Source organism: Mesorhizobium cantuariense (assembly GCF_042647205.1).
In the GTDB taxonomy this organism is placed as follows: domain Bacteria; phylum Pseudomonadota; class Alphaproteobacteria; order Rhizobiales; family Rhizobiaceae; genus Mesorhizobium; species Mesorhizobium cantuariense.
In genome coordinates this window covers 2,633,067-2,652,879 of record NZ_JBHRVD010000001.1, presented here as the reverse complement: position 1 = coordinate 2,652,879, position 19,813 = coordinate 2,633,067, and the positions used below count along the sequence as shown (strand labels likewise).

18 protein-coding genes are annotated in these 19,813 nt (G+C 62.8%); 7 read left to right on the top strand and 11 right to left on the bottom strand.

The features are described from left to right. Window positions 1-256 precede the first annotated feature (256 nt). Window positions 257-2,323, top strand: a complete 2,067-nt coding sequence (locus ACFOJ9_RS12405) for a putative bifunctional diguanylate cyclase/phosphodiesterase (RefSeq protein ID WP_378979140.1) — start codon at window positions 257-259, stop codon at window positions 2,321-2,323. A gap of 52 nt (window positions 2,324-2,375) precedes the next feature. Beyond that, entirely contained in the window at window positions 2,376-3,140 is a 765-nt protein-coding gene (locus ACFOJ9_RS12400; protein WP_378987733.1) for a polysaccharide deacetylase family protein, read from the top strand. Between the two features lie 8 nt (window positions 3,141-3,148). On the opposite strand, the gene ACFOJ9_RS12395 is transcribed toward ACFOJ9_RS12400, so the two are convergent. Beyond that, the gene (locus ACFOJ9_RS12395; protein ID WP_378979139.1) at window positions 3,149-3,637 is read right to left on the bottom strand and encodes a MarR family winged helix-turn-helix transcriptional regulator; all 489 of its coding nucleotides are present in this window, start codon (window positions 3,635-3,637) and stop codon (window positions 3,149-3,151) included. A gap of 146 nt (window positions 3,638-3,783) precedes the next feature. Between ACFOJ9_RS12395 and ACFOJ9_RS12390 the strand changes: the two genes are divergently transcribed. After that, a complete protein-coding gene (locus tag ACFOJ9_RS12390; RefSeq protein ID WP_378979138.1) occupies window positions 3,784-4,191 on the top strand; it encodes a hypothetical protein in 408 nt (135 codons plus the stop codon). A 136-nt stretch (window positions 4,192-4,327) separates the two neighbouring features. Here the strand turns inward: ACFOJ9_RS12390 and ACFOJ9_RS12385 are convergent, their stop codons facing one another. After that, window positions 4,328-6,373: an oxidoreductase gene (locus ACFOJ9_RS12385; RefSeq protein WP_378979137.1), complete on the bottom strand. Its 2,046-nt coding sequence runs from the start codon at window positions 6,371-6,373 to the stop codon at window positions 4,328-4,330. 102 nt (window positions 6,374-6,475) lie between these two features. Between ACFOJ9_RS12385 and queF the strand changes: the two genes are divergently transcribed. Then, complete coding sequence (gene queF / locus ACFOJ9_RS12380) at window positions 6,476-6,937, top strand: preQ(1) synthase (RefSeq protein ID WP_378979136.1); 462 nt, start codon at window positions 6,476-6,478, stop codon at window positions 6,935-6,937. Between the two features lie 8 nt (window positions 6,938-6,945). On the opposite strand, the gene ACFOJ9_RS12375 is transcribed toward queF, so the two are convergent. From ACFOJ9_RS12375 to ACFOJ9_RS12350, 6 genes are all read right to left on the bottom strand, one after another. Continuing rightward, window positions 6,946-7,560 (bottom strand): hypothetical protein, encoded by a 615-nt coding sequence (locus ACFOJ9_RS12375; RefSeq protein WP_378979135.1) that lies wholly within the window; start codon window positions 7,558-7,560, stop codon window positions 6,946-6,948. Window positions 7,561-7,564: 4 nt separating this feature from the next. Beyond that, a complete protein-coding gene (locus ACFOJ9_RS12370) occupies window positions 7,565-8,044 on the bottom strand; it encodes a DUF3828 domain-containing protein (RefSeq protein WP_378979134.1) in 480 nt (159 codons plus the stop codon). A gap of 196 nt (window positions 8,045-8,240) precedes the next feature. Continuing rightward, the gene (locus ACFOJ9_RS12365; protein WP_378979133.1) at window positions 8,241-9,350 is read right to left on the bottom strand and encodes a mandelate racemase/muconate lactonizing enzyme family protein; all 1,110 of its coding nucleotides are present in this window, start codon (window positions 9,348-9,350) and stop codon (window positions 8,241-8,243) included. 98 nt (window positions 9,351-9,448) lie between these two features. Further along, the gene (locus ACFOJ9_RS12360) at window positions 9,449-10,141 is read right to left on the bottom strand and encodes a corrinoid protein (protein ID WP_378979132.1); all 693 of its coding nucleotides are present in this window, start codon (window positions 10,139-10,141) and stop codon (window positions 9,449-9,451) included. A gap of 95 nt (window positions 10,142-10,236) precedes the next feature. Then, a complete protein-coding gene (locus ACFOJ9_RS12355; RefSeq protein ID WP_378979131.1) occupies window positions 10,237-11,886 on the bottom strand; it encodes an ABC transporter substrate-binding protein in 1,650 nt (549 codons plus the stop codon). Between the two features lie 43 nt (window positions 11,887-11,929). Further along, window positions 11,930-13,480 carry a trimethylamine methyltransferase family protein gene (locus tag ACFOJ9_RS12350; protein WP_378979130.1) on the bottom strand — a complete coding sequence of 517 codons (1,551 nt, stop codon included), beginning with the start codon at window positions 13,478-13,480 and terminating at the stop codon, window positions 11,930-11,932. Between the two features lie 91 nt (window positions 13,481-13,571). Between ACFOJ9_RS12350 and ACFOJ9_RS12345 the strand changes: the two genes are divergently transcribed. After that, window positions 13,572-14,474: a LysR substrate-binding domain-containing protein gene (locus ACFOJ9_RS12345; protein WP_378979129.1), complete on the top strand. Its 903-nt coding sequence runs from the start codon at window positions 13,572-13,574 to the stop codon at window positions 14,472-14,474. 76 nt (window positions 14,475-14,550) lie between these two features. Next, window positions 14,551-16,425: a DNA mismatch repair endonuclease MutL gene (mutL, locus tag ACFOJ9_RS12340; RefSeq protein ID WP_378979128.1), complete on the top strand. Its 1,875-nt coding sequence runs from the start codon at window positions 14,551-14,553 to the stop codon at window positions 16,423-16,425. A 23-nt stretch (window positions 16,426-16,448) separates the two neighbouring features. Here mutL and ACFOJ9_RS12335 read toward each other — a convergent pair whose 3' ends face one another. Together ACFOJ9_RS12335 and ACFOJ9_RS12330 are read right to left on the bottom strand one after the other, a co-directional pair. Then, window positions 16,449-17,228 carry a hypothetical protein gene (locus tag ACFOJ9_RS12335; protein ID WP_378979127.1) on the bottom strand — a complete coding sequence of 260 codons (780 nt, stop codon included), beginning with the start codon at window positions 17,226-17,228 and terminating at the stop codon, window positions 16,449-16,451. Window positions 17,229-17,324: 96 nt separating this feature from the next. Beyond that, entirely contained in the window at window positions 17,325-18,218 is an 894-nt protein-coding gene (locus ACFOJ9_RS12330; protein ID WP_378979126.1) for a DMT family transporter, read from the bottom strand. 91 nt (window positions 18,219-18,309) lie between these two features. On the opposite strand from ACFOJ9_RS12330, the gene ACFOJ9_RS12325 reads away from it, so the two are divergent. Further along, the gene (locus ACFOJ9_RS12325; protein ID WP_378979125.1) at window positions 18,310-19,236 is read left to right on the top strand and encodes a LysR family transcriptional regulator; all 927 of its coding nucleotides are present in this window, start codon (window positions 18,310-18,312) and stop codon (window positions 19,234-19,236) included. On the opposite strand, the gene ACFOJ9_RS12320 is transcribed toward ACFOJ9_RS12325, so the two are convergent. Continuing rightward, window positions 19,233-19,787: a hypothetical protein gene (locus ACFOJ9_RS12320; RefSeq protein WP_378979124.1), complete on the bottom strand. Its 555-nt coding sequence runs from the start codon at window positions 19,785-19,787 to the stop codon at window positions 19,233-19,235. The genes ACFOJ9_RS12325 and ACFOJ9_RS12320 overlap by 4 nt on opposite strands. Window positions 19,788-19,813: the final 26 nt, after the last annotated feature.

The following is a 19,813-nucleotide window of genomic DNA, read 5'->3' as shown; positions in this document are numbered from 1 at the left end:
ACGACCGGATCGGTGGCAAGCGGCTCGACGTGACCCCGATGTTGATTGCCTCGCGGCCACGGAAGCGACGCCGCGACAAATCGCGTGGCCGATGACCGCTCAAATGCCGGTACAGCGCTAAACGGGCCGATAACCATTTCGCGATCTTTCCACGTCTCCCCCTTGCCGGCCGGCTGTCGATTTCCAGACCTGTTAACATTTGCAGGCCAATGGTCCTCGCAGCAAGAATCCGTTGGCGAGAGGGCCGCCCCCGAAAATGTCGCAGCAGCCGGTGCAAACCGTTTCAGGCAAGCTCATATTGCTGATCAAGGCTGGCTATTGGCTGGCCCTGCTGATCATTGCGGCCATGGTGATAGCCTCTTTCATCCTGCTGCAGCAGATGATGGCCACCCAACAGCACAACCACACCTTGCTCGACATTGTCAGCACGCAAAAGACGTTGTCGCAGCGCATCGTCTTCCTTGCCAGCGCAACGAGTGCTGGTTCGCGCGACAAGCAGCCGGCGCTGGTCAGCGCGCTCAAGCAGGCAACGGCTGAGTTCGAGACGAACTACGATCTGCTGCTCGAGCAGACGGGAGCCGATCCGCAATCGCCGGCCAAGCTCGACCCGAAGTCGATCGAGAGCGTCCTTTTCGCCAAGCCCTTTCACCTCGACTATTTCTCCGTCGGGCTGATCGCCAATGGCGACCGCCTGATCTCGGCCTATGAATCCCAGTTCACCGGCAATGGCGGCTACAAGGGCGGCGACGAACGCGTCAATCTCGATGCTTCTGTCGCCAACGCCACCTTGTCGGGCTACGCCGCGCTTGGCCAGCGCATCACTGCTGACGCCGACGAGCGCTCCGAGAAGCTGCTCGCCCTCCACCGCACGCTGTTCTACGCCACCCTCGGCGTCATCGTACTGGTAGCGCTCTTCATCTTCAGGCCGATGTCGAATGCTATCCTGCGCAAGACGCATGAGCTGATCGACGCGCGCAATTCCATGGCCTTCATCGCGGTGCATGACGGCCTCACCGGCCTGCACAACCGCACGTTCCTGACCGATCATTTCGACACGCTGATCAAGGGCACGCATCGGCGTCGCGAGCGCCTTGCCGTCGTCCAGCTCGACCTCGACCGATTCAAGCAGATCAACGATACGCTCGGCCACGCCGCCGGCGACTATGTGCTGGTCGTCACGGCGCAGCGCATGCGCGACTCCTGCCGGGCGTCGGATCTGTGCGTGCGCCTGGGCGGCGACGAGTTCGTCATGATCCTCGGCGGCGCAGGCGGCACCGAAGACATCAACATGCTGGCGCGGCGCATCCTGGCGCACATCAACGAGCCGATCGTCTTCCAGGGCACGACCATTCTCCCCGGAGCCAGCGCCGGCATCGCCGTCTACCCGATCGACGCCGACAATGCCCAGGACCTGCTGGTGCACGCCGATCTGGCGCTGTACTCCGCCAAGAAGCTGGGCGGCGGCAACTTCTCCTTCTTCTCCGAGGAGTTGCGCCGCGAGCTCGACTATCGCAAGCAGCTCGAGCACGACATCAAGGTCGCCATCGCCGAGCAGGCGTTCCAGGTCTATTTCCAGCCGCAGGTCTCGCTGAGCAACGGCACGATCAGCGGCATCGAGGCGCTGGTGCGCTGGAACCATGCCGAGCGCGGCATGATCCCACCCGGCGAATTCATTCCGGTCGCCGAGAAATGCGGCTTCATGCCCGAGATCGGCCGCATCGTCATCACCAAGGCGATCAACGAGGCCGCCGAATGGAACCGCGCCGGCATTGCCTTCGGGCGGCTTGCCGTCAATGTTTCCGGCACCGAACTGCGCGAGCACGATTTCGATGCGTTCTTGTTCGAGACGCTGGAAAAGGCCGGGCTGCCGCCACAGAAACTGTCGCTGGAAATCGTTGAATCCGTCATTCTCGATGACGAGAAGACGGGCATAGCCGCCAAGCTGCGCCACATCAGGGCAGCCGGGGTGCATCTCGAACTCGATGATTTCGGCACCGGCTATGCTTCGCTCAGCCATGTCAACCCGAACGAGATCGACCGGCTGAAGATCGACCGTCGCTTCGTCCAGAACATCCATGAGAATGGCGACAACTCGAAGATCGTGCGCGCCATCACCGAGCTGGCGCGCGGCCTCGGTATCTCGATCGTTGCCGAGGGCGCCGAAACCGAGGCCGAACTCGAATCGCTGATGGCGATCGGTTGCGACCAGGTGCAGGGCTATTCCATCGCCTTCCCGATGCCGCAGGACAAGGCGCTGGAATGGCTGACCGCCCGCATGCCGAAGAAGGCCAAGCTGACGGTGCTGCAAGGAAGCCTGGCGTAGGTGCTGCCAGGCCGCCTTGACAAGCCGTCGTGGACATGGCCGCCTACCGTGAATTGCAACCGGATATAGCGTAGGTGATGGCACCGTTTCGGTTTGTCCTGGCGGCACTGTTGATTTTCGCGGGCCCCGCCCATGGGCCGATCGCACCATCTATCTTACCTTCGACGATGGCCCGCTGAGCGGCACAAGCAACATCCTCGATGTGCTGGAAGCCGAGCAGGTTCCAGCAACCATGTTCATGGTCGGCATGCATGCGCAGGCGAGCGCCGGCAACCGGACGCTCGTCCAACGCGCCAAGCAGCTTGCGCTGGTGACGCTCGGCAACCACAGCTACAGCCACGCCAACAACCGCTACCAGCACTACTACGCCGACACCGAAGGCGTCGTCGCCGACATGATGCGGGCAAACGTTGTGCTTGGGCTCAAACCCGTGGTGCATGCGCGGCTGCCGGGGCGCGACGTGTTCAGACTGCCCTCAATGTCGAAGAACGACACCTCGCTTGGCCTCGCCCAGGAGGGGCGTGAAGAGCCCGACTACGAGTTTGTCGCGGCCTCAGGCTTCTATCTCTACGGCTGGGACCACGAATGGGTACACAAGGACAGCGGCGAACCGGTGCAGAGCGTCGACCATCTGGTCAGCGAGATCGATCACCTGTTCGGCTATGGCCGCTTCGTCAAGCCCGGCAAACTGATCCTGCTGATGCATGACGAGATGTTCCAGGACCGCTTCGACGGCAAGACGAAGCTGACCAACCTGATCACCGCGCTGAAGCTGCGCCATTACACCTTTGGGGCAATCCAGGGCTACGACGACTGAGCCGGCCGTCATGATTTGACTTTGCGAGCCGGTTTGCGGAAACGAGGCGGGATATCGTTCCTGTCACCGGGAAAAGTCGTCAGCAATTGCCCGAAGCTCGGCGCTTCGACATTGGCCCGCAACGCCGCCAGCACCTGCGCGAACTCCGCCAGCCGCTCGTCGGACAACCCCATCCGCAGCCGTTTGTCGAAGGACAACGCGGCCTTGCGCAATGTCTCGAACATTGCTTCCCCGGCCGCAGTCAATTCGACCAGATGAACCCGGCGGTTGACGGGGTCGCGGCGGCGCGTCAGCAGGCCCTGTGCCTCCATCGCGTTGAGATGGTGGGTCAGCGTCGCCCCCTGGATGCCGATCATGCCGGCGAGTTCGCGCTGATTGGCAAGCTTGCTCGACTTGACCGACAGCAGTGTGAGCCAGACCGGCAACGTACCGCCTGCCTCGACCAGGGCAGCGTCAAAGGCCTGGGCAACCAGCTTGGCGGTTCGACCGAGATTCATGCCAACTGGCGGGCGTTCGAAGGGCGTCATTGCAAGACACTAGAACAAGGGAACGGTTGATGGAACTGGCTCCGATTTATACATTGACACCTAACCGTTAGATATCTAACCATGTGAGGATGGCGGGTGCGAGAGGAGATCCGATCATGCAGTATGTCTACATCGTCGTTATCGGCCTTCACGTCATGGCCGGTGTTTTCTGGGCAGGCACCACGATCACGCTGGCGCGCGACCCCGACATCCGGGCCGAACGCTTCATCCAGCCGCAGATGGGCTCGGCTGGCATGGTTTTCCTGACCGGAGCGCTGCTCTGGTATTTCTTCCACGGCGCCTATTTCGGCTCGACGGAAATGGTGCTGGCGCTTGGCATCCTGGCCGCTTTCGCCGCCGCCGGTGTGCTCGGCGCCATGGTCAGGGCGCCCAGCAGACGACTTGCCGGTGCGAATGCGGAAACCGAAACGCAACTGCGCGCCAGAATGGCGACGGGCGAGCGCATTGCCGCCTGGTTGCTGGTCGTCACGGTGCTGTGCATGGCAGTCGCCAGGATGGTCTGAGACGCAGCACAACCTCACAGAATCGTACGTTGTCTGGCGACGAGCCAATGACGTGCGGGCGCGCGGCCAGACCGAAGTACACGGGCTCTCGTACGCAGGTCGGACCGCGCGCCACCTATCCTCGCGATACCTAATTTCAGATCCGCAAGCCGAATCTGATGCCGTCATAGATGGCGGCATGGATGTTACGCGAGGCGACCGCATCGCCGATGCGGAACATCACGAAGCGTGCTTCTGGATTGCGCTTGGGAAAGATGTCGCCACCACTCACCAGACGCTCATAGTCGACCGCGCCGCCATTCTTCGATAGCGGCTTCAAGGACAAATAGAGATCATCGAGCGGCAAGGTGCCGTGCTCGACCACCACCTGGTCGACCCTGCGCTCGCCGCGCCAGCCATCGGCGAAATCCGAGGCCAGTTCGGCGACCAGCTGGTTGCCCTCGCGCCGCACCGAACGCAGCCGTGTGTTGATGGTGATGGTGACGCCCTTTTCCTGGAACGCGCGCATGTATGGCACGTGGTTCAAGCCGCCCATTTCCGGAGCAAAGAAGCGCTCCGGCGAGATAAGTTCGAGTTTCGAGCCGGCATTGGCGATCAGTTCGGCCGCACCCATGCCCTGATGGCCGCCATTGTCGTCATAGAGCAGCACGTTTTCGGCCGGCTTGACGCTGCCGGCCATGATGTCCCAGCTCGAGGTGACCAGATTGTCGCCCGCCGTCAGCGGCGGGTTCTGCGGCAGACCGCCGGTGGCGACCACCACCACGTCGGGTGACAGCGCCAGAACATCGTCCTTCTCGGCCCAGGTGTCGTAGCGGATCTCGACACCGAGCCGATCGAGTTCGGCCAGCCGCCAGTCGATGATGCCGATCAATTCCTTGCGGCGCGGGTTCTGCGTGGCCAGCCGCACCTGGCCGCCGGCCTGGCTCGACGCTTCAAGCACCGTCACCTTGTGGCCTCTCTCGGCTGCAACCCGCGCCATCTCCAGCCCGCCGGCGCCGGCGCCGACCACGACAATTTTCTGCTTCGGCCCTTCGGTCTTGACGATGATGTGCGGAATATCAGCCTCGCGGCCGGTCGCCGCGTTGTGGATGCACAGCGCTTCGCCGCCCTCATAGATGCGATCGAGACAATAGGTTGCGCCCACACATGGGCGTATCTCGTGCTCGCGGCCCTCCATCACCTTTTTCATGATGTGCGGATCGGCGATGTGGGCGCGGGTCATGCCGACCATGTCGAGCTTGCCGGTGGCGATTGCGTGGCGCGCGGTGGCGACGTCGGAAATGCGCGCCGCATGGAAGGTTGGGAACTTTGTCGCCGCCCTCACCTCGCCGGCGAAATCGAGATGCGGCGAAGAACGCATGCCCGTCACCGGGATAACCTTGGTCAACGCCGCGTCGGTCTCGATCGAGCCGCGGATGATGTTGAGGAAATCGACCTTGCCGGAATTGGCCAGCCGCCTGGCGATCTCGATGCCCTCCGCCTTCGACAGGCCTTTTTCGAAATCTTCGTCGGCGACCATGCGGATGCCGACGACGAATGTGTCGCCGACCGCCGCCCGCACGGCATCGAGCACCATGTTGGTGAAGCGCAAGCGGTTGTCGAGCGAACCGCCGAACTCGTCGTCGCGATGGTTGGTGGCTGGCGACCAGAAGCCGTCGATCAGATGGCCGTAGGCCTCGAACTCGATGCCGTCGAGACCGGCGGCCTGGCAGCGCTGGGCGGCTGACGCATAGTCGGCAATGATGCGTTCGATGTCCCAGTCCTCGATGGTCTTGGGAAAAGCGCGATGCGCTGGCTCGCGCACCGGCGAGGCCGAGAGCACCGGCAGCCAGTCAGCCTTGTTCCAGCCGGTGCGGCGGCCGAGATGAGTGATCTGGATCATCACCTTGCAGTCGTGCTCGTGGCAGGCATCGGCGAGCTCGGCCAGCCACGGCACGATCCTGTCGTCATAGACGTGCAGATTGCCAAAGGCGGCCGGACTATCGCGCGAAACGATCGCCGAGCCGGCGGTCATGGTCAGCGCCATGCCGCCCTTGGCCTTCTCGGCATGGTAGAGCCGGTAGCGCTCTTTCGGCATGCCATCCTCGGAATAGGCCGGTTCATGGCTGGTCGACATGACCCGGTTCTTCAGCGTCAAATGTTTGAGCTGGTAAGGCTGGAGAAGCGGGTCGTTGCTGGTCATCGTCTTCCTGCGGTTTCAAATTGTGGTAATGAGCGGCGAAATTCGTTTTCAAGCATGTCGTCCCCACACGCACTTCCGGGCGACATGAGATAAGGATCCGCCATGATCGACACCAAAACCCTCACCCAACTCGGCGCGCACGTCGAGACGCCACAGAGCCCCGAAGCAGCGGTCCTGGAAACCGTGCCGTTTGCGCGCGGCGATGGGCCGCCGGCGATCGTGCGCTTCACCTGCCCGGAATTCACCTCGCTGTGCCCGGTCACCGGCCAGCCGGATTTCGCCCATATCGTCATGGACTACGCACCCGATACGCTGCTGGTGGAATCGAAATCGCTCAAGCTGTTCATGACCTCATTTCGCAACCACGGCGCCTTCCATGAAGAGTGCACCGTCATGATCGGCCGCCGTATTGTGGCGGCAACCAAGCCGCTGTGGTTGCGCATAGGCGGCTATTGGTATCCGCGCGGCGGCATTCCGATCGACGTGTTCTGGCAGACCGGCGCGCCGCCCGAAGGCGCATGGCTGCCGGACACCGGGGTGGCGCCCTATCGCGGGCGGGGTTAGTCTCCCGCTCATTCGCACTGATACTGGCTGAGTGCCCATTCGCCGGTCACCGACAGCAGGTCCGATATCTTCCAGTCGCCGTCGACCCTCTTGAATTTCCATTCCAGCCGGTGCGGATTGCCAGCGATAACGAAAGCGACGATGACCTTGGCCTGGTCGCCGTTGATCGCCTCGAGCGTCTTCAGGCTCTTGTCGATCTCGGCCTTGTCATAGTCCGCATTGTCCAGCGCCATGTTGGGGTCGAGGCACTCGCCCTGCCCGGACTTGCGCAAGGCGTCGCTCTTGTCGAGCACGGTTTTCGCCGGATCGATGAAATGGCCGCGCTCTGACGGATCGATCTCCAGTCCGACCTGATCGTAAAACGGCCGCACCACCGCCGTCGGCGAGCCCGGCAGGATCGGTGCGGCTGGCGCGGCTTCGGCTGGCGACCATCCAACCGGCGGCGTTGCCGGCTCCACAGCTCCGCCCGGCGCATTTGCAGGCGGCGCCCCGCTGTCGCCCGGCGCAGCGTCAGCCGGGGCGTTCGCCGGCGGCGCACCCAACAAACCTTGCGCGGCGGCGCCGCTCAGACCCACCGCCAGCAGGCACACACTCGATAGTGCCAGGAACGGACGATGGGCCATCGCATCACTCCGGTGTCTGGCCGGCCATGCATTCCAGCGCGCTGAGCTTCCAGTCGCTGGTCTTGGACGCAATGTCCGATATCTTCCATTTGCCGTCGATCTTCGTAAGCGACCAGACCATTTCCCGTTTGGAATCGTCGCCTTCCGAGAAAAGGCTGAAGGACGCCGTAACCTCCGCGTTGTCGCCATCCCGTTTCTCAGACAGTTTCAGCGTTTTCGAGACGGTCTTCTGATCGAAATCCTGGGCGTCGAGACCAGGATCGAAGTCGATGCACGCAACCTGGTCCGGGTTCTTTTTCGTTGCCTGGTCGTTCAGATCGAACAGTTTCGTCACCGGCTCGGTGAACCGATCCCGATATTGTTCGTCGGCCTCGAACTTGACCGCCGGCACATAGAAGAACTTCACGGCGTCGGACGCCGGTCCGGCGACGGCGGCAGTCGGCAAGACTATCGAAAGGGCGGCAACGAGCACTGTCAGTCTCATGCAGAATCTCCGGCTTTTGATGGCTTGAGCCTATCAACACCACGCATCCTGCATATCGGCTTTTTTGCGGCTCATGAAGTCCTGCAGCGCCAGCCCAAGGCGCGCCACCTGACGTTCTGGAAGTTCGCAAAAGCACTTCTGCGGTTAGCTGCCGACGATACCAGCCAGCTACAATTGCCATAAACATCACGGATCCTCATCCTCCGAAAGCCGCGACCGGCCCTTTGAGCCGGGAGCGCTCAGGTTTGACACCAAGCCCTGGCATCTGCGGGACGCGTATATGCCCGTTTTCGATAATGACGGGATTTACGGGGTCGATATGCCCTTCGATGTATTCCTGCGCGATCCAGGCGCCCTCGAAACGTCTCGGCTCGACGGTAGCTGCGAGATGCACGCATGCCGCGGCGATGACGTCCCCGCCCCAAGCATCGTCGCAGCTGTGCGGAAGAGATCGTATCGCACACAGGTCGCGGACCGTGACCATGTTGGTGAGGCCGCCAAGGCGGGTGACCTTCAATCCGAATCCGTCCGCGATACCTGAAGAAACTGCCCGTAGGACGGCATTCAAATCCTCGGCACTCTCATCGAGGTAGACCGGATGGGTAACGCGTCCCTTGAGGCTCGCGACTTCCTCCATGGTGTTGCAAGGTTGTTCGAACACAAACGGGATTGTCTGGCAAAGCCGGTCGATGTGCAGCGCCGCCGCGGCGGTGAGGCCACGATTGGCGTCGACGGCTATCCGGGCCGTGAAGCCAACCGCTTCCCATACCTTGTGCACGGTGGCGACGTCTTGCTCGAGATCCCGTCCGCCTATCTTGATCTGAAGCCGTGGGTAACCGGCCTTGACCTTGTCGACGGCAATGCGCGCCGTCTCGTCCGGTGCACCGACAATGGTCGAGTAGTAGGACGGCACACGATCGGTGAGCGCACCGCCCAGAAGTGTCGAAACCGGAACGCCCAGCCGCTGGCCGGCGAGGTCGAGGAGAGCTATATCCAGGGCCGCCTTGGCATAGTTGTGACCGTTCAACCGCTCGTCCATTCTTTTCGCCAGGCGGCGCATAGACGTAGTGTCCTCGCCGACGAGTCCAGGCGCTATTTCGGCAATTGCCGCTCTCGCACCCAGAGCATGTTGGGGCTGATAAACAGGGCCGACCGGGCAAGTCTCACCCCAGCCTGACAGCCCGTCCTCGGTGGTCACTTCAACGAGCGTGCTGTCCAGATCCTGCACGGTATCGCTGGCCATCCGGTAGGCACCGCCTTTGACAGGCAGATGCACCTGATAGACTTTGATCGACTCGATACGCATACAGACCTTAGCCCCCTTCGAGCCATGCGATTCTGGCCATCTTGCCATTCCAGTGCATGACGGCGCTCTCGGTCACAAACTTGGGCCGACTGCCGTGCTCAAGCCCGCACATTGTGCTTGCGCTTCATGAAGGCCTTGGCGGTCTCGACCGCCACCGCCGCGTCGCGGCAATAGGCATCGGCGCCGACGGCCTTGCCGAATTCCTCGTTCAGCGGCGCGCCGCCGACCAGCACGACATAGTCGTCGCGGATGCCCTTTTCCTTCATCGTGTCGATGACGACCTTCATGTAGGGCATGGTCGTGGTCAGCAGTGCCGACATGCCGATGATGTCGGGCTGGTGCTGCTCGATCGCATCGAGATATTTCTCGACCGCATTGTTGATGCCGAGGTCGATGACGTCGAAGCCAGCACCCTCCATCATCATGCCAACGAGGTTCTTGCCAATGTCGTGGATGTCGCCCTTGACGGTGCCGATGACCATCTTGCCCTGCTTGGGCGCGCCGGTGGCGGCGAGCAGCGGGCGCAAGATGAACATGCCGGCCTTCATCGCATTGGCCGAAAGCAGCACTTCGGGAACGAACAGGATGCCGTCGCGAAAGTCCTCGCCGACGATGCGCATGCCTTCGACCAGTGCCTCGGTCAGCACCTTGTAGGGCACCCAGCCGCGCTCGAGCAGAATGTTGGTACCTTCCTCGATCTCTTCCTTCAGCCCGTCATAGAGATCGTCGTGCATCTGCTGCACCAGCTCGTCGTCGGAAAGTTCGGAAAGGATGATCTCGTCGTCGGCCATTTTGCCTGCGCCAATTGCTTGTCAGTGGTTTACGGGCCGCCAGCACCTTTGTCAGAGGTGCCGGCGGCGGTTGCTTGCAAGTCTCGGGAATTAAATCAGGCGTCCAGCCAAACGCTCTGGAAGTCCATTTCGTAGGTCTGGTGCATCCCGTAGTTCTTCACCTTCTTGCTCATGTGGCAGTAAAGCTTCTGCCAGAACGGCTGGATGATGACGCCGGAATCCTGGAGGATCTGCTCGACGTCCTTCATCACCTCCTTGCGCTTGGCGGGATCGGCCAGCGAAAGCGCCTGCTTGAGCTTGGCGTCGAAATCCGGGTTGGCATAGGCCGTTTCGTTCCAGGCCTCGCCCGAGCGATAGCCGAGCGCCAGCACCTGGACGCCAAGCGGGCGCATGTACCAGATCGTCATGGAATAGGGATACTTCGTCCAGTCGTTCCAGAAGGTCGAACCCGGCAGCACCGTGCGCTTGACCTTGATGCCGGCATCGCGCAGCTGGCCGGCGATCGCATCGCCGGTGTTCTTCTGCCATTCGTCCTCGACGGTGATCAGCTCGTGCTCGAAGTCGGCTTGCCCGGCATCCGCCATCAGCTTCTTGGCGGCCGCGGCATCGCGTGTCTTCTTGGGCAGCGGATAATATTCGGGATGGATCGGGGCGACGTGGTGGTTCTCGCCGACCGTGCCGAGCCCGGCGTAGCCGAGTTGCATGACGGCATTGTTGTCAACGGCCATCTGCAGCGCATTGCGCACCCGCTGGTCGTCATAGGGCTTGTGGGTGATGTTGGTTCGGGCAACCAGCGTCGTCGCCGTCGCCACCTCCGATTTCACCAGATCCATCTTGTCAAGGGCGTCGATGAAGTCGGCCGGCGTTTCGAAATCGAGATCGATCTCGCCGGACTCGAAGGCATTCAGCGTGGCGTTGAAGTCGGTGCCGTAGTCGATGAACTCGACACCGTCGAGCGGCGTTTCACCACCCCACCACTTGCCGTTCTCGCGACGCTTGACGACCGCCTTCGTACCCACCGCATAGGACACCAGTTCGAAAGGTCCGGTGCCGATCGGCTTCTTGATCGGGTCGGCGCCATCCTTGTCGAAGTCGCGATGCACAACCAGCGCCGGATAGTCGGTGAATCCCGGTATGATCGCGATGTCGGGTTCGGACAGCTTCAGCTTGACCGTGTGGTCGTCGACCCTGGTGATGGCGCCATCCTTGGCCTTGCCGGTCGTTGTGTCGATCAGCGCACCGACGCGTGCTGCCATGGAATTGCCGGAAGCACCTTTTTCGCACCAGCGGTTCAGATTGGAGACCACGTCATCGGCATTGAAGGCATCGCCATTGTTCCAGGTGATGCCTTTGCGCAGATGCAGTGTGTATTCGGTGGCGTCGTCATTGACGTCCCAGCTTTCGAGCAGGACCGGCTCGAAAGTGAACTGGTGCGTGTAGCGGACGAGCGGCTCCAGCCAACAACGGGTGACGTTTGCCATCTCGGTCCAGTCATAGGTGCGCGGATCCTTCTGCGCCTTGACCGACATGGCGACACGCAGCGTTCCACCCTTTTTCGGTTCATCGGCCAGGGCTTTGGTCGGCGCGGCGAGGCCGATCATGCTGTAGGCGAAAGCCGTCGATGCACCGAATACGCTGGCCAGCGCCAGGAATTCGCGCCGGTCCATATGGCCCGCACGCGTCTCATTCGCCATTGCCTCGATAGCGCCCGGCACGCGGTCGCCATTGCTTCTGAAGAGTGTCATATTTTCCTCCCTTGGTGGTTCCATCAGGTCTTCGCCTGTCACATCAACTAACGCTGTCCGGCAGTTTTTCCTCACGCCGCGCAATGAAATCCGTCAGCCCCTCCGCGATGCCCTCATCGAGCTTCGGCTCCTGATAATCCGCCAGCATGTTGCGCGCTTTCTCGCGACCGCGCGTGTCGTGGTCCTTTGCACCCTCCGCCTTCCACTGTTCGTACGAATTGAAGTCCATGATGCTGGGTATGAAGAAGGCCGACTCGAAATGTTCGAGCGTGTGCTTGGTGCCGAGGAAATGGCCCTGAGGGCCGACCTCGCGGATTGCCGCCATGGCCTCCTTAAAATCGTCGAACGGGAGCCCGCCCGCATATTTGTACCAGCCGACAAGCTGTTCGCAGTCCGTTGCGAATTTTGAATAGCCGCAGCTCAGACCGGCCTCGAGCCATCCGGCGGAATGCCAGATGTAGTTGGCGCCGGAGAGGATGGCGGCATGCATCAGCATGTTCGCCTCGTAGCCCGCCTGGGCGTCGTTCAGCTTCGACCCGACATGGAAGCCCGAGGTGCGCCACGGCAGGCGGTATTTCCGCGCCAGTGCTCCCATCAGATACATCATCTGGGCTGCCTCCGGCGTGCCGCCCATGGGAGCACCGGTCTTCATGTCGACCGTAACCATGAACTGTCCGTAGAGCTGCGGCGAACCCGGACGCAGCAGCTGGGTGAACGCGACGCCTGCCAGCGCTTCCGCATTGACCTGCGCGACCGCTCCCACGGCAGAGGCCGAAGTCGAGGCGCCGCAGAGCGCGAAGGGCGCCAGGATCAGTGGCTGGTTGTGGCGCGCATAGACCTTCATCGCGTCCAGCATGGTGGCATCCCATACCAGCGGCGAATTGCAGTTGGTGATCGACACCAGCACCGGGTTGTCGCGGACATAGTCTTCACCAAACACGATGCCTGCCATCGCCATCGTGTCTTCGGCTCGTTCCTTGGACGTCACGATGCCCATGAAAGGCTTGTCCGAGTGCTTCAGCGCCGAATGGATGATGTGGAGGTGACGCTTCGGCACCGCAATTTCCATCGGCTCGCAGATGACCGAGCTCGACGAGTGCAGTGCTGGCGCCATGTAGGCGAGCTTATGGAAATTCTGAAGGTCGGCGAGCGTGCCATAGCGCCTGACGTTGTCGAGGTCGCGCACGTAAGGCGCCCCGTACATCGGCACGAAGATGGAGTTGTTTCCGCCCACGCGCACCGAACGGTGCGGATTCCTAGCATTGAGCGTAAACTCCGACGGGACCTTCGATACGAGCTCCATCAGGAGCGCGCGGTCGATCCGGACACGCGTCTCGGAGACATCGGCGCCCGCCGCCTTCCAGAGCGCAATGGCCTCGTCGTCGCGGAATTCGCATCCCACCTCTTCGAGGATGCTGAGTGATTCCTGGTGGATCAGCTCCACCGCCTCATCCGGGACCATCTGATACACCGGGATCTTGCGGACCAGGGTCGGAAACGACGCCATGGGAATTCCCCGCAGTGTCTTGCGCCCTACGCGGCCACCCGCTCGACGGTTGGCAGGTTCGGTCACTTCAACGGCCGGTGCATTCATGGCAACTTATCCTCCAACTGACCGTCAACTTAGCGAGACGAAATGTAGCTGTGACGCTGGAAAATCCTGATCTCTTGTATAAACTCTCCTTATGCGAAGCCTGCGCCATCTCCTGCCCTCCGCCGGCAGCCTGATCGTCTTCGAGGCGGCCGGGCGGCTGTCGAGCTTCACCGCTGCCGGGCGCGAGCTCGGCATGACGCAGGCCGCCGTCTCCTATGCGGTGCGCGGGCTGGAAGAACAGCTCGGCGCCAAGCTGTTCCAGCGCCGCCACCGCCAGGTCATCCTGACAGAGGCCGGCGAGCGCTTCCACGCCGACGTCTCACTCGGGCTGTCGCATATCCGCAAGTCGGCGGAAGATCTGCGCCTGCAGGCGACCGGCGGCCATGTCACGCTGGCCGCCTCGACCGCCTTCGGCTCGTTCTGGATGATGCCGCGCCTGCAGCAATTCCGCGACGAACTGCCGGGCGTTGATCTGCGCATCCAGACCGCCGACCGCGATCTCGACATCATCGCCGAAGGCATCCCGCTCGGCGTGCGCGGCGGCGTGCCGCGCGACTGGCCGGATTATCATTCGCTGTCGCTTGCCGACGAGGAGATCTTCCCGGTGGCGGGCCCCAGTTATCTGGCGAAGTTTGGGTTGCCGGAGACCGTCGCTGAACTTGCCATGCACCGGCTGATCCATCTCGAGGAGCCCTACCGCGAGGCGCCGAACTGGGACGAATGGTTCGCGGCGGCCGGAACCAGCCTCCGCAATGCCGAGCGCGGGTTGCGCATCAATGACTATGCCTTGGTGATTCAGGCGGTCATGGAGGGACAAGGCATCTCGCTCGGCTGGCGGCATCTCGTCGAGCGCCTCGTGGCATCAGGACTGTTGGTGCCGGTGACGGATCATGTGCTGAGGACCGGCATCGGATTCTACGTCATCTGGCCAAAGAACCGCGAGCTCAGCGACAATGCGCGGAAGGTGAGGGATTGGCTGGTGGCGCAGGCGTAATCCATGCCGCGAACTGATTCACCGCTTTCGTGACTATGCCTCTCCCGCACGACCCGAATCCGCCTATAGTGGTCGCATGCCCATCCGCCAGCTTTCAGAAACGATGATCAACCAGATCGCCGCCGGCGAAGTCATCGAGCGTCCGGCAAGCGTGGTCAAGGAACTGGTCGAGAATGCGCTGGATGCCGGTGCCGGCAGGGTGGAGATCGTCACCGCCGGTGGCGGGCTGAACCTGATCCGCGTCACCGATGACGGCTCCGGCATCCCCGAACAGGAACTGGCGCTGGCGATCGCGCGTCACTGCACCTCCAAGCTCACCGAGGATATCAACGACATCCGCTCCCTCGGCTTCCGCGGTGAAGCGCTGCCGTCGATCGGCTCGGTGTCGCGGCTGTCGATCCGTTCGCGTACGGCCGCCGGCGACAGTGCCGCCGAGATCGGCATCGAGGGTGGCCGCGTCTTGCCCGTCAGACCGGCGGCGGCCAATCGCGGCACGACGGTAGAGGTGCGCGACCTGTTCTTCGCAACGCCGGCCCGGCTGAAATTCATGAAAGGCGAACGCGCCGAAAGCTCCGCGACCAGTGACGTGATCAAGCGCATTGCCATCGCCTTCCCCACCGTGCGCTTCACGCTGGCCGGCTCGGACCGCTCGACGCTGGAACTGCCGGCGACCGACGACAGCGCGGCGGGCAGCCTGCGTCGCATCGCCCAGGTGATGGGCGCCGAATTTCCCGACAATTCCATTGCCATCGAGGCGATGCGCGAAGGCGTGCATCTGACCGGCCACGTCTCGATCCCCTCCGTCACCCGCGCCAATGCGCTGCAGCAATATGCCTATGTCAATGGCCGGCCGGTGCGCGACAAGCTGATCGCCGGCGCCATTCGCGGTGCCTATGCCGACGTCCTGCCGCGCGACCGCCATGCGGTCACGGTGCTGTTCCTGTCGCTCGATCCGGCCATCGTCGACGTCAATGTCCACCCGGCCAAGGCCGATGTGCGCTTCCGCGATCCCGGACTGGTGCGCGGGCTGATCGTCGGTTCCATCCGCCAGGCGCTGGCCGATTCCGGTATCCGCGCTGCCACCACGGGCGCTGCGGGCATGATGGCGGCGTTCCGGCCAGGTGCGGCATCCTATGGTCACGGCGGCCCGGCAAACGGCCACCGCAGCTACGACGCGGCCTACCGCGCGTCAGGTACGTCCAACTTCGATCCGGTCCGCTCGTCGCAGCGGCCGCTCGACATGGGATTTGAAAACACGGGGTTTGCCAAGGGCGGCTTCGGCGAAAACGAACAGGCAGCATTCGACGCCGGTGCGCAGCATAGCGCAGACGCGCGCGCCGGCCAGAGCGAGGCGGCCGAGACGCTGCTTGGCGCAGTGCTGGGTGCGGCGCGTGCGCAGGTGCATGAGAACTACATCGTCGCGCAAACCAGGGATTCGCTCGTCATCGTCGACCAGCATGCGGCGCATGAGCGTCTGGTCTACGAGGCGCTGAAGAATGCGCTGCATTCGCGCCCCGTGCCCTCGCAGATGCTGCTTTTACCGGAGATCATCGATCTGCCCGAGGAGGATGCCGAGCGGCTGGCGCTGCATTCGGAAACGCTGGCCCGCTTCGGCCTCGGCATCGAGCGCTTCGGCCCCGGTGCTGTCGCCGTGCGTGAGACGCCGTCGATGCTGGGCGAAACGAATGTCCAGCAGTTGGTGCGTGACCTCGCCGACGAGATCGCCGACAATGATACGGTCGACACGCTGAAAGAGCGGCTGGACAAGATCGCCGCGACCATGGCTTGCCACGGTTCGGTGCGCTCCGGCCGCCTGCTCAAGGCCGAGGAGATGAATGCATTGTTGCGGCAGATGGAGGCGACGCCCGGCTCCGGCACCTGCAACCACGGCCGCCCGACCTACATCGAGCTCAAGCTGGCGGATATCGAAAGGCTGTTCGGGCGGCGTTGAGGTCTTGCTATCGACGTCCCGCTTCATTTCCTCTGGCGGTACTTTTTGGTCTTGCGGTCAAAGGCATAGTCCATCGTATATCCGGCGCCGCCACCTCGAAAATTCACCGAAATGATGTCCTTGCCTCGCTCGGCCCACTTCTGGACGTTCGCATAGATGGACGTCATCAGCATGCCGGCGTTGCAGCCATCATCATCGAAGGCGATCTCCTGAACGACCTTCCTGCTGCTCTTTTTGATGACCTGCATTTTCGCCATGCAAGTGCCTGAGTCGGTGTTCGTATAAACACCGGCAAACCTGTCGGCGGCTGTTTCGGCCCAGAAGGGAATCTCGACGGTCCCGTCGATCTTTGGGTCGCCAGTATCGTCCAGACTCGCGACCTTCCTGAGCGTGACGGGATACGTGTCTGCCCCCTTGCTCCAGGTGCCTGTCGCGCCGCTTTCAGCCATGTCGAGGGAAAACGGGCATTCGGTGGTGTCGACGGGGACCTTTGATCCAACCACCAATATCCGGTCGAACTCCTTGTCGTTCGAGATCTCGCAGAGCGCGAGCCTGGTGCCGTTGAGCTTGCCGAACACCGCTATAGGGCTTTGTTTCGCGTCGTAGGAGTAACTTCCCTCAACGGTTATGCCGCTGCCGAAGCCGTCATATGTCTGAAGCGAGACATGAACGGGCTGGGAGCCGATGGACCCTTCGTAATTCTCTACGTGATACCAACCCGCGACGGCCTTCCCGCTCAGCAGCAGCGCACAAAAAATTGCGAATATGAACCCTCTTCCCATCCCGACCCCGCTGTGTTCCACAAAAGCGGCTCACCATAGCCGCCCGCCTGGCGCATGTCTGCATCACAGCGGGCACGGCTCGGGATTTGAGTCCGGAGACGGCTCCTGCCTTTTGTTTTACCTCTTCAAATTCACCACGATGACGCCGCCGAGCGCTAGCGCGCCGCCAAGGATGCCGAGCAGCGTCGGCACTTCGCCCAGCCAGAAGAAGCCGATGAGCGCCGACACCGGCGAGACCAGATACAGGAAATTCGAGGCGCGCGCCGCGGGCAGACGCGACAGCGCGGTCGCCCAGGCGGCATAGGCGATCAGGCTGGGCACGATGCCAAGAAAGATCACAGCGCCGAGGCCGGCGGCGTTGGCAACCGCTGCCTGCGCAAAGCCGCTCGGCAGGAACGGCGCCAGGCAGAGCGCGCCGAGCACCATGTTCGAAGCCGAAATGGTCAACGGATGGTGGCGGGCAAACAGCGGCTTCTGGACGATGGTGTTGACGGCCGAGCACAAGGCCGAACCAAGCACCAACAGAGCACCGGTGTTAAAAGACAGGCCCTGCCCGTCGGCCATGGCGATGACGCCGATGCCGGCGAAGGAAATCACCGTGCCGGCCCAGGCCATGCCCGAAAAACGTTCGCCGAGCAGCGCCATTGCCATGATGGCGGTGAAGATCGGGCTGACATTGATAATGAAGCCGGCGGCACCGGCCGAGACGGTCAGTTCGCCGAAATTGAGCATTACGGTGTAGAGCGCGACGAAGATAGCGCCGCCAAAGACGAGGCGCCACACTTCGTCCAGCCTGGGCAGCGCCGGGCGCTTGACGGCGAGGAAGATCGCCGCCGGGACCGCGGCGATGGCAAAGCGCAACGCGCCCAGTTCCAGCGGCCCGAAGGCGGCGAGGCCGGCGCGGATCGCCGGAAAGGCAGAGGCCCAGCCAACCACCGTCAGCGCCACCGCGATGGCTGCCGTCATGTCCATCCGCTGTGTCGAATTCAACGTGCCCGTCATTGCGTTCATCTCACTGCCCTCGTGTTCTTCGGTCCTGAAAGGCAGAAAACGCCTTTTCGGGCCGGTTGACAAACGACCAGATCGAGGATCAGCTGTGACTATGGATCACAGCTCAGACCCAATGGTGCCGCTCGAAACGCTGCGCGCCTTCGACGCCGCGGCGCGAACAGGCAGCTTTTCGGCGGCCGCCGAAAAGCTCAACATCACCCACGGCGCCGTCAGCCGGCAGATCGCCAAGCTCGAAGACTGGCTGGGACTGAAAGTCTTCGATCGCGGCGCGCGCGGCGTCTCGTTGACGATCGAGGGCAACAGGCTGCATCTGCGCACGGCGGAAGCCTTCGCGCTGATATCCACCCATTCCGACCGCTGGGTCGAGCCGCGCGGCACGGCGGTGGTGCGGCTGACCTCGATCCCCTCGGTCAGCGGACTGTGGCTGATGCCGCGCATGGCGGCACTGGAAAACGATCCCTCCAAGCTGCGCATCGTGCTCGACGTCGATATCCGCCAGGCCGACCTTGCCGATGAAGGCATTGATCTGTCGATCCGCTGCGGACGCGGCGGCATTCCGGGCCGTATCTCGGTGCAACTTTTCGAGGAACATGTCTTCCCCGTCGCGTCGCCCGAGCTTGCCCGCGAGATCGGGCGCGGCGACCCTGCCCGGCTGCTCAAATTTCCGCTGATCAACGATTCCGACGCGTCGGCCTGGCGCGCCTGGTTTGCCGAGCAAGGCATGGATTACCGCCCGCGCCCGCAGGATCGCCGCTTCGAGGACTACAATCTGGTGCTCGACGCCGCCGCCTATGGGCTCGGCATCGCGCTGGCGCGCCCGCCGCTGACCGGGCATCAATTGAAGTCGGGCCGCATCACTCCCGTCGACGAGCGCACCGCGCTCAATCCGGTGTCCTACTGGCTCGACCGGCCGATGGGACGGCCGCGTGCTGCAGCGGCAGAACTGGCGCGCCGTATCGCGGTGCAGGCAGGGCTGGCGCCGGAAAAGATGGAAGCCTTCATCGAGGCCGAGGGTTAGCGAACCACCAGCAACACAAAACCGATAATCGCCGCGGCCAGAAACCCGGCCGCGAGCGACATCAATCCGACGCTCATCTGTCTGTTTTCAGGCCGGGCCGCATCGCCTGACCGAGAAGCCAACTGCCCTTGCTCTCTCGCCGAACTGGCGATGGAAGCGCGTCGCGGCGGGAAAACCATGGGCGCGAGAAACGTCAGCCATGGCAGTGCTGCCGGCCTTGCAGTTGCACCCTCATCGGCCCTTGCCAGCGGTATCGCCAAGGCGCGTTGGGCAGTGTCGCCGTCCGCCGGTCTCCTTGCCGCAGTCGCCGCCTGCGCGGCATCGCCGGCTGTTTCGCCGTCCGGTTCCGCCACTGCCAGATAAGCCTGCATTATCTCGGCCGAGGCTGTCTGCTGCGCTTTTGCGGCTATTGCCGTCAACAACATCGGCAAGATCGGCGTCTCTGCCGGGCGAACAAGCGCGCCGGACGGAGCCGGCGGCGCCACCAGCGCCTTCACCAATGCCGTTTTGACCGGATCGGCCTTTGCCGACGGCACGGCCTGGGGCGTCATCGCTTCCCTAAGCAAGGCGGCAAGGC

Bases quoted from the DNA above. Each gene is read 5' to 3' on its own strand.
- ACFOJ9_RS12405 (WP_378979140.1), top strand. From the start codon at position 257: ATGTCGCAGCAGCCGGTGCAAACCGTTTCAGGCAAGCTCATATTGCTG.
- ACFOJ9_RS12395 (WP_378979139.1), bottom strand. From the start codon at position 3,637: ATGAATCTCGGTCGAACCGCCAAGCTGGTTGCCCAGGCCTTTGACGCT.
- ACFOJ9_RS12390 (WP_378979138.1), top strand. From the start codon at position 3,784: ATGCAGTATGTCTACATCGTCGTTATCGGCCTTCACGTCATGGCCGGT.
- ACFOJ9_RS12385 (WP_378979137.1), bottom strand. From the start codon at position 6,373: ATGACCAGCAACGACCCGCTTCTCCAGCCTTACCAGCTCAAACATTTG.
- queF (WP_378979136.1), top strand. From the start codon at position 6,476: ATGATCGACACCAAAACCCTCACCCAACTCGGCGCGCACGTCGAGACG.
- ACFOJ9_RS12375 (WP_378979135.1), bottom strand. From the start codon at position 7,560: ATGGCCCATCGTCCGTTCCTGGCACTATCGAGTGTGTGCCTGCTGGCG.
- ACFOJ9_RS12370 (WP_378979134.1), bottom strand. From the start codon at position 8,044: ATGAGACTGACAGTGCTCGTTGCCGCCCTTTCGATAGTCTTGCCGACT.
- ACFOJ9_RS12365 (WP_378979133.1), bottom strand. From the start codon at position 9,350: ATGCGTATCGAGTCGATCAAAGTCTATCAGGTGCATCTGCCTGTCAAA.
- ACFOJ9_RS12360 (WP_378979132.1), bottom strand. From the start codon at position 10,141: ATGGCCGACGACGAGATCATCCTTTCCGAACTTTCCGACGACGAGCTG.
- ACFOJ9_RS12355 (WP_378979131.1), bottom strand. From the start codon at position 11,886: ATGACACTCTTCAGAAGCAATGGCGACCGCGTGCCGGGCGCTATCGAG.
- ACFOJ9_RS12350 (WP_378979130.1), bottom strand. From the start codon at position 13,480: ATGAATGCACCGGCCGTTGAAGTGACCGAACCTGCCAACCGTCGAGCG.
- ACFOJ9_RS12345 (WP_378979129.1), top strand. From the start codon at position 13,572: ATGCGAAGCCTGCGCCATCTCCTGCCCTCCGCCGGCAGCCTGATCGTC.
- mutL (WP_378979128.1), top strand. From the start codon at position 14,551: ATGCCCATCCGCCAGCTTTCAGAAACGATGATCAACCAGATCGCCGCC.
- ACFOJ9_RS12330 (WP_378979126.1), bottom strand. From the start codon at position 18,218: ATGAACGCAATGACGGGCACGTTGAATTCGACACAGCGGATGGACATG.
- ACFOJ9_RS12325 (WP_378979125.1), top strand. From the start codon at position 18,310: ATGGATCACAGCTCAGACCCAATGGTGCCGCTCGAAACGCTGCGCGCC.
- ACFOJ9_RS12320 (WP_378979124.1), bottom strand. From the start codon at position 19,787: ATGACGCCCCAGGCCGTGCCGTCGGCAAAGGCCGATCCGGTCAAAACG.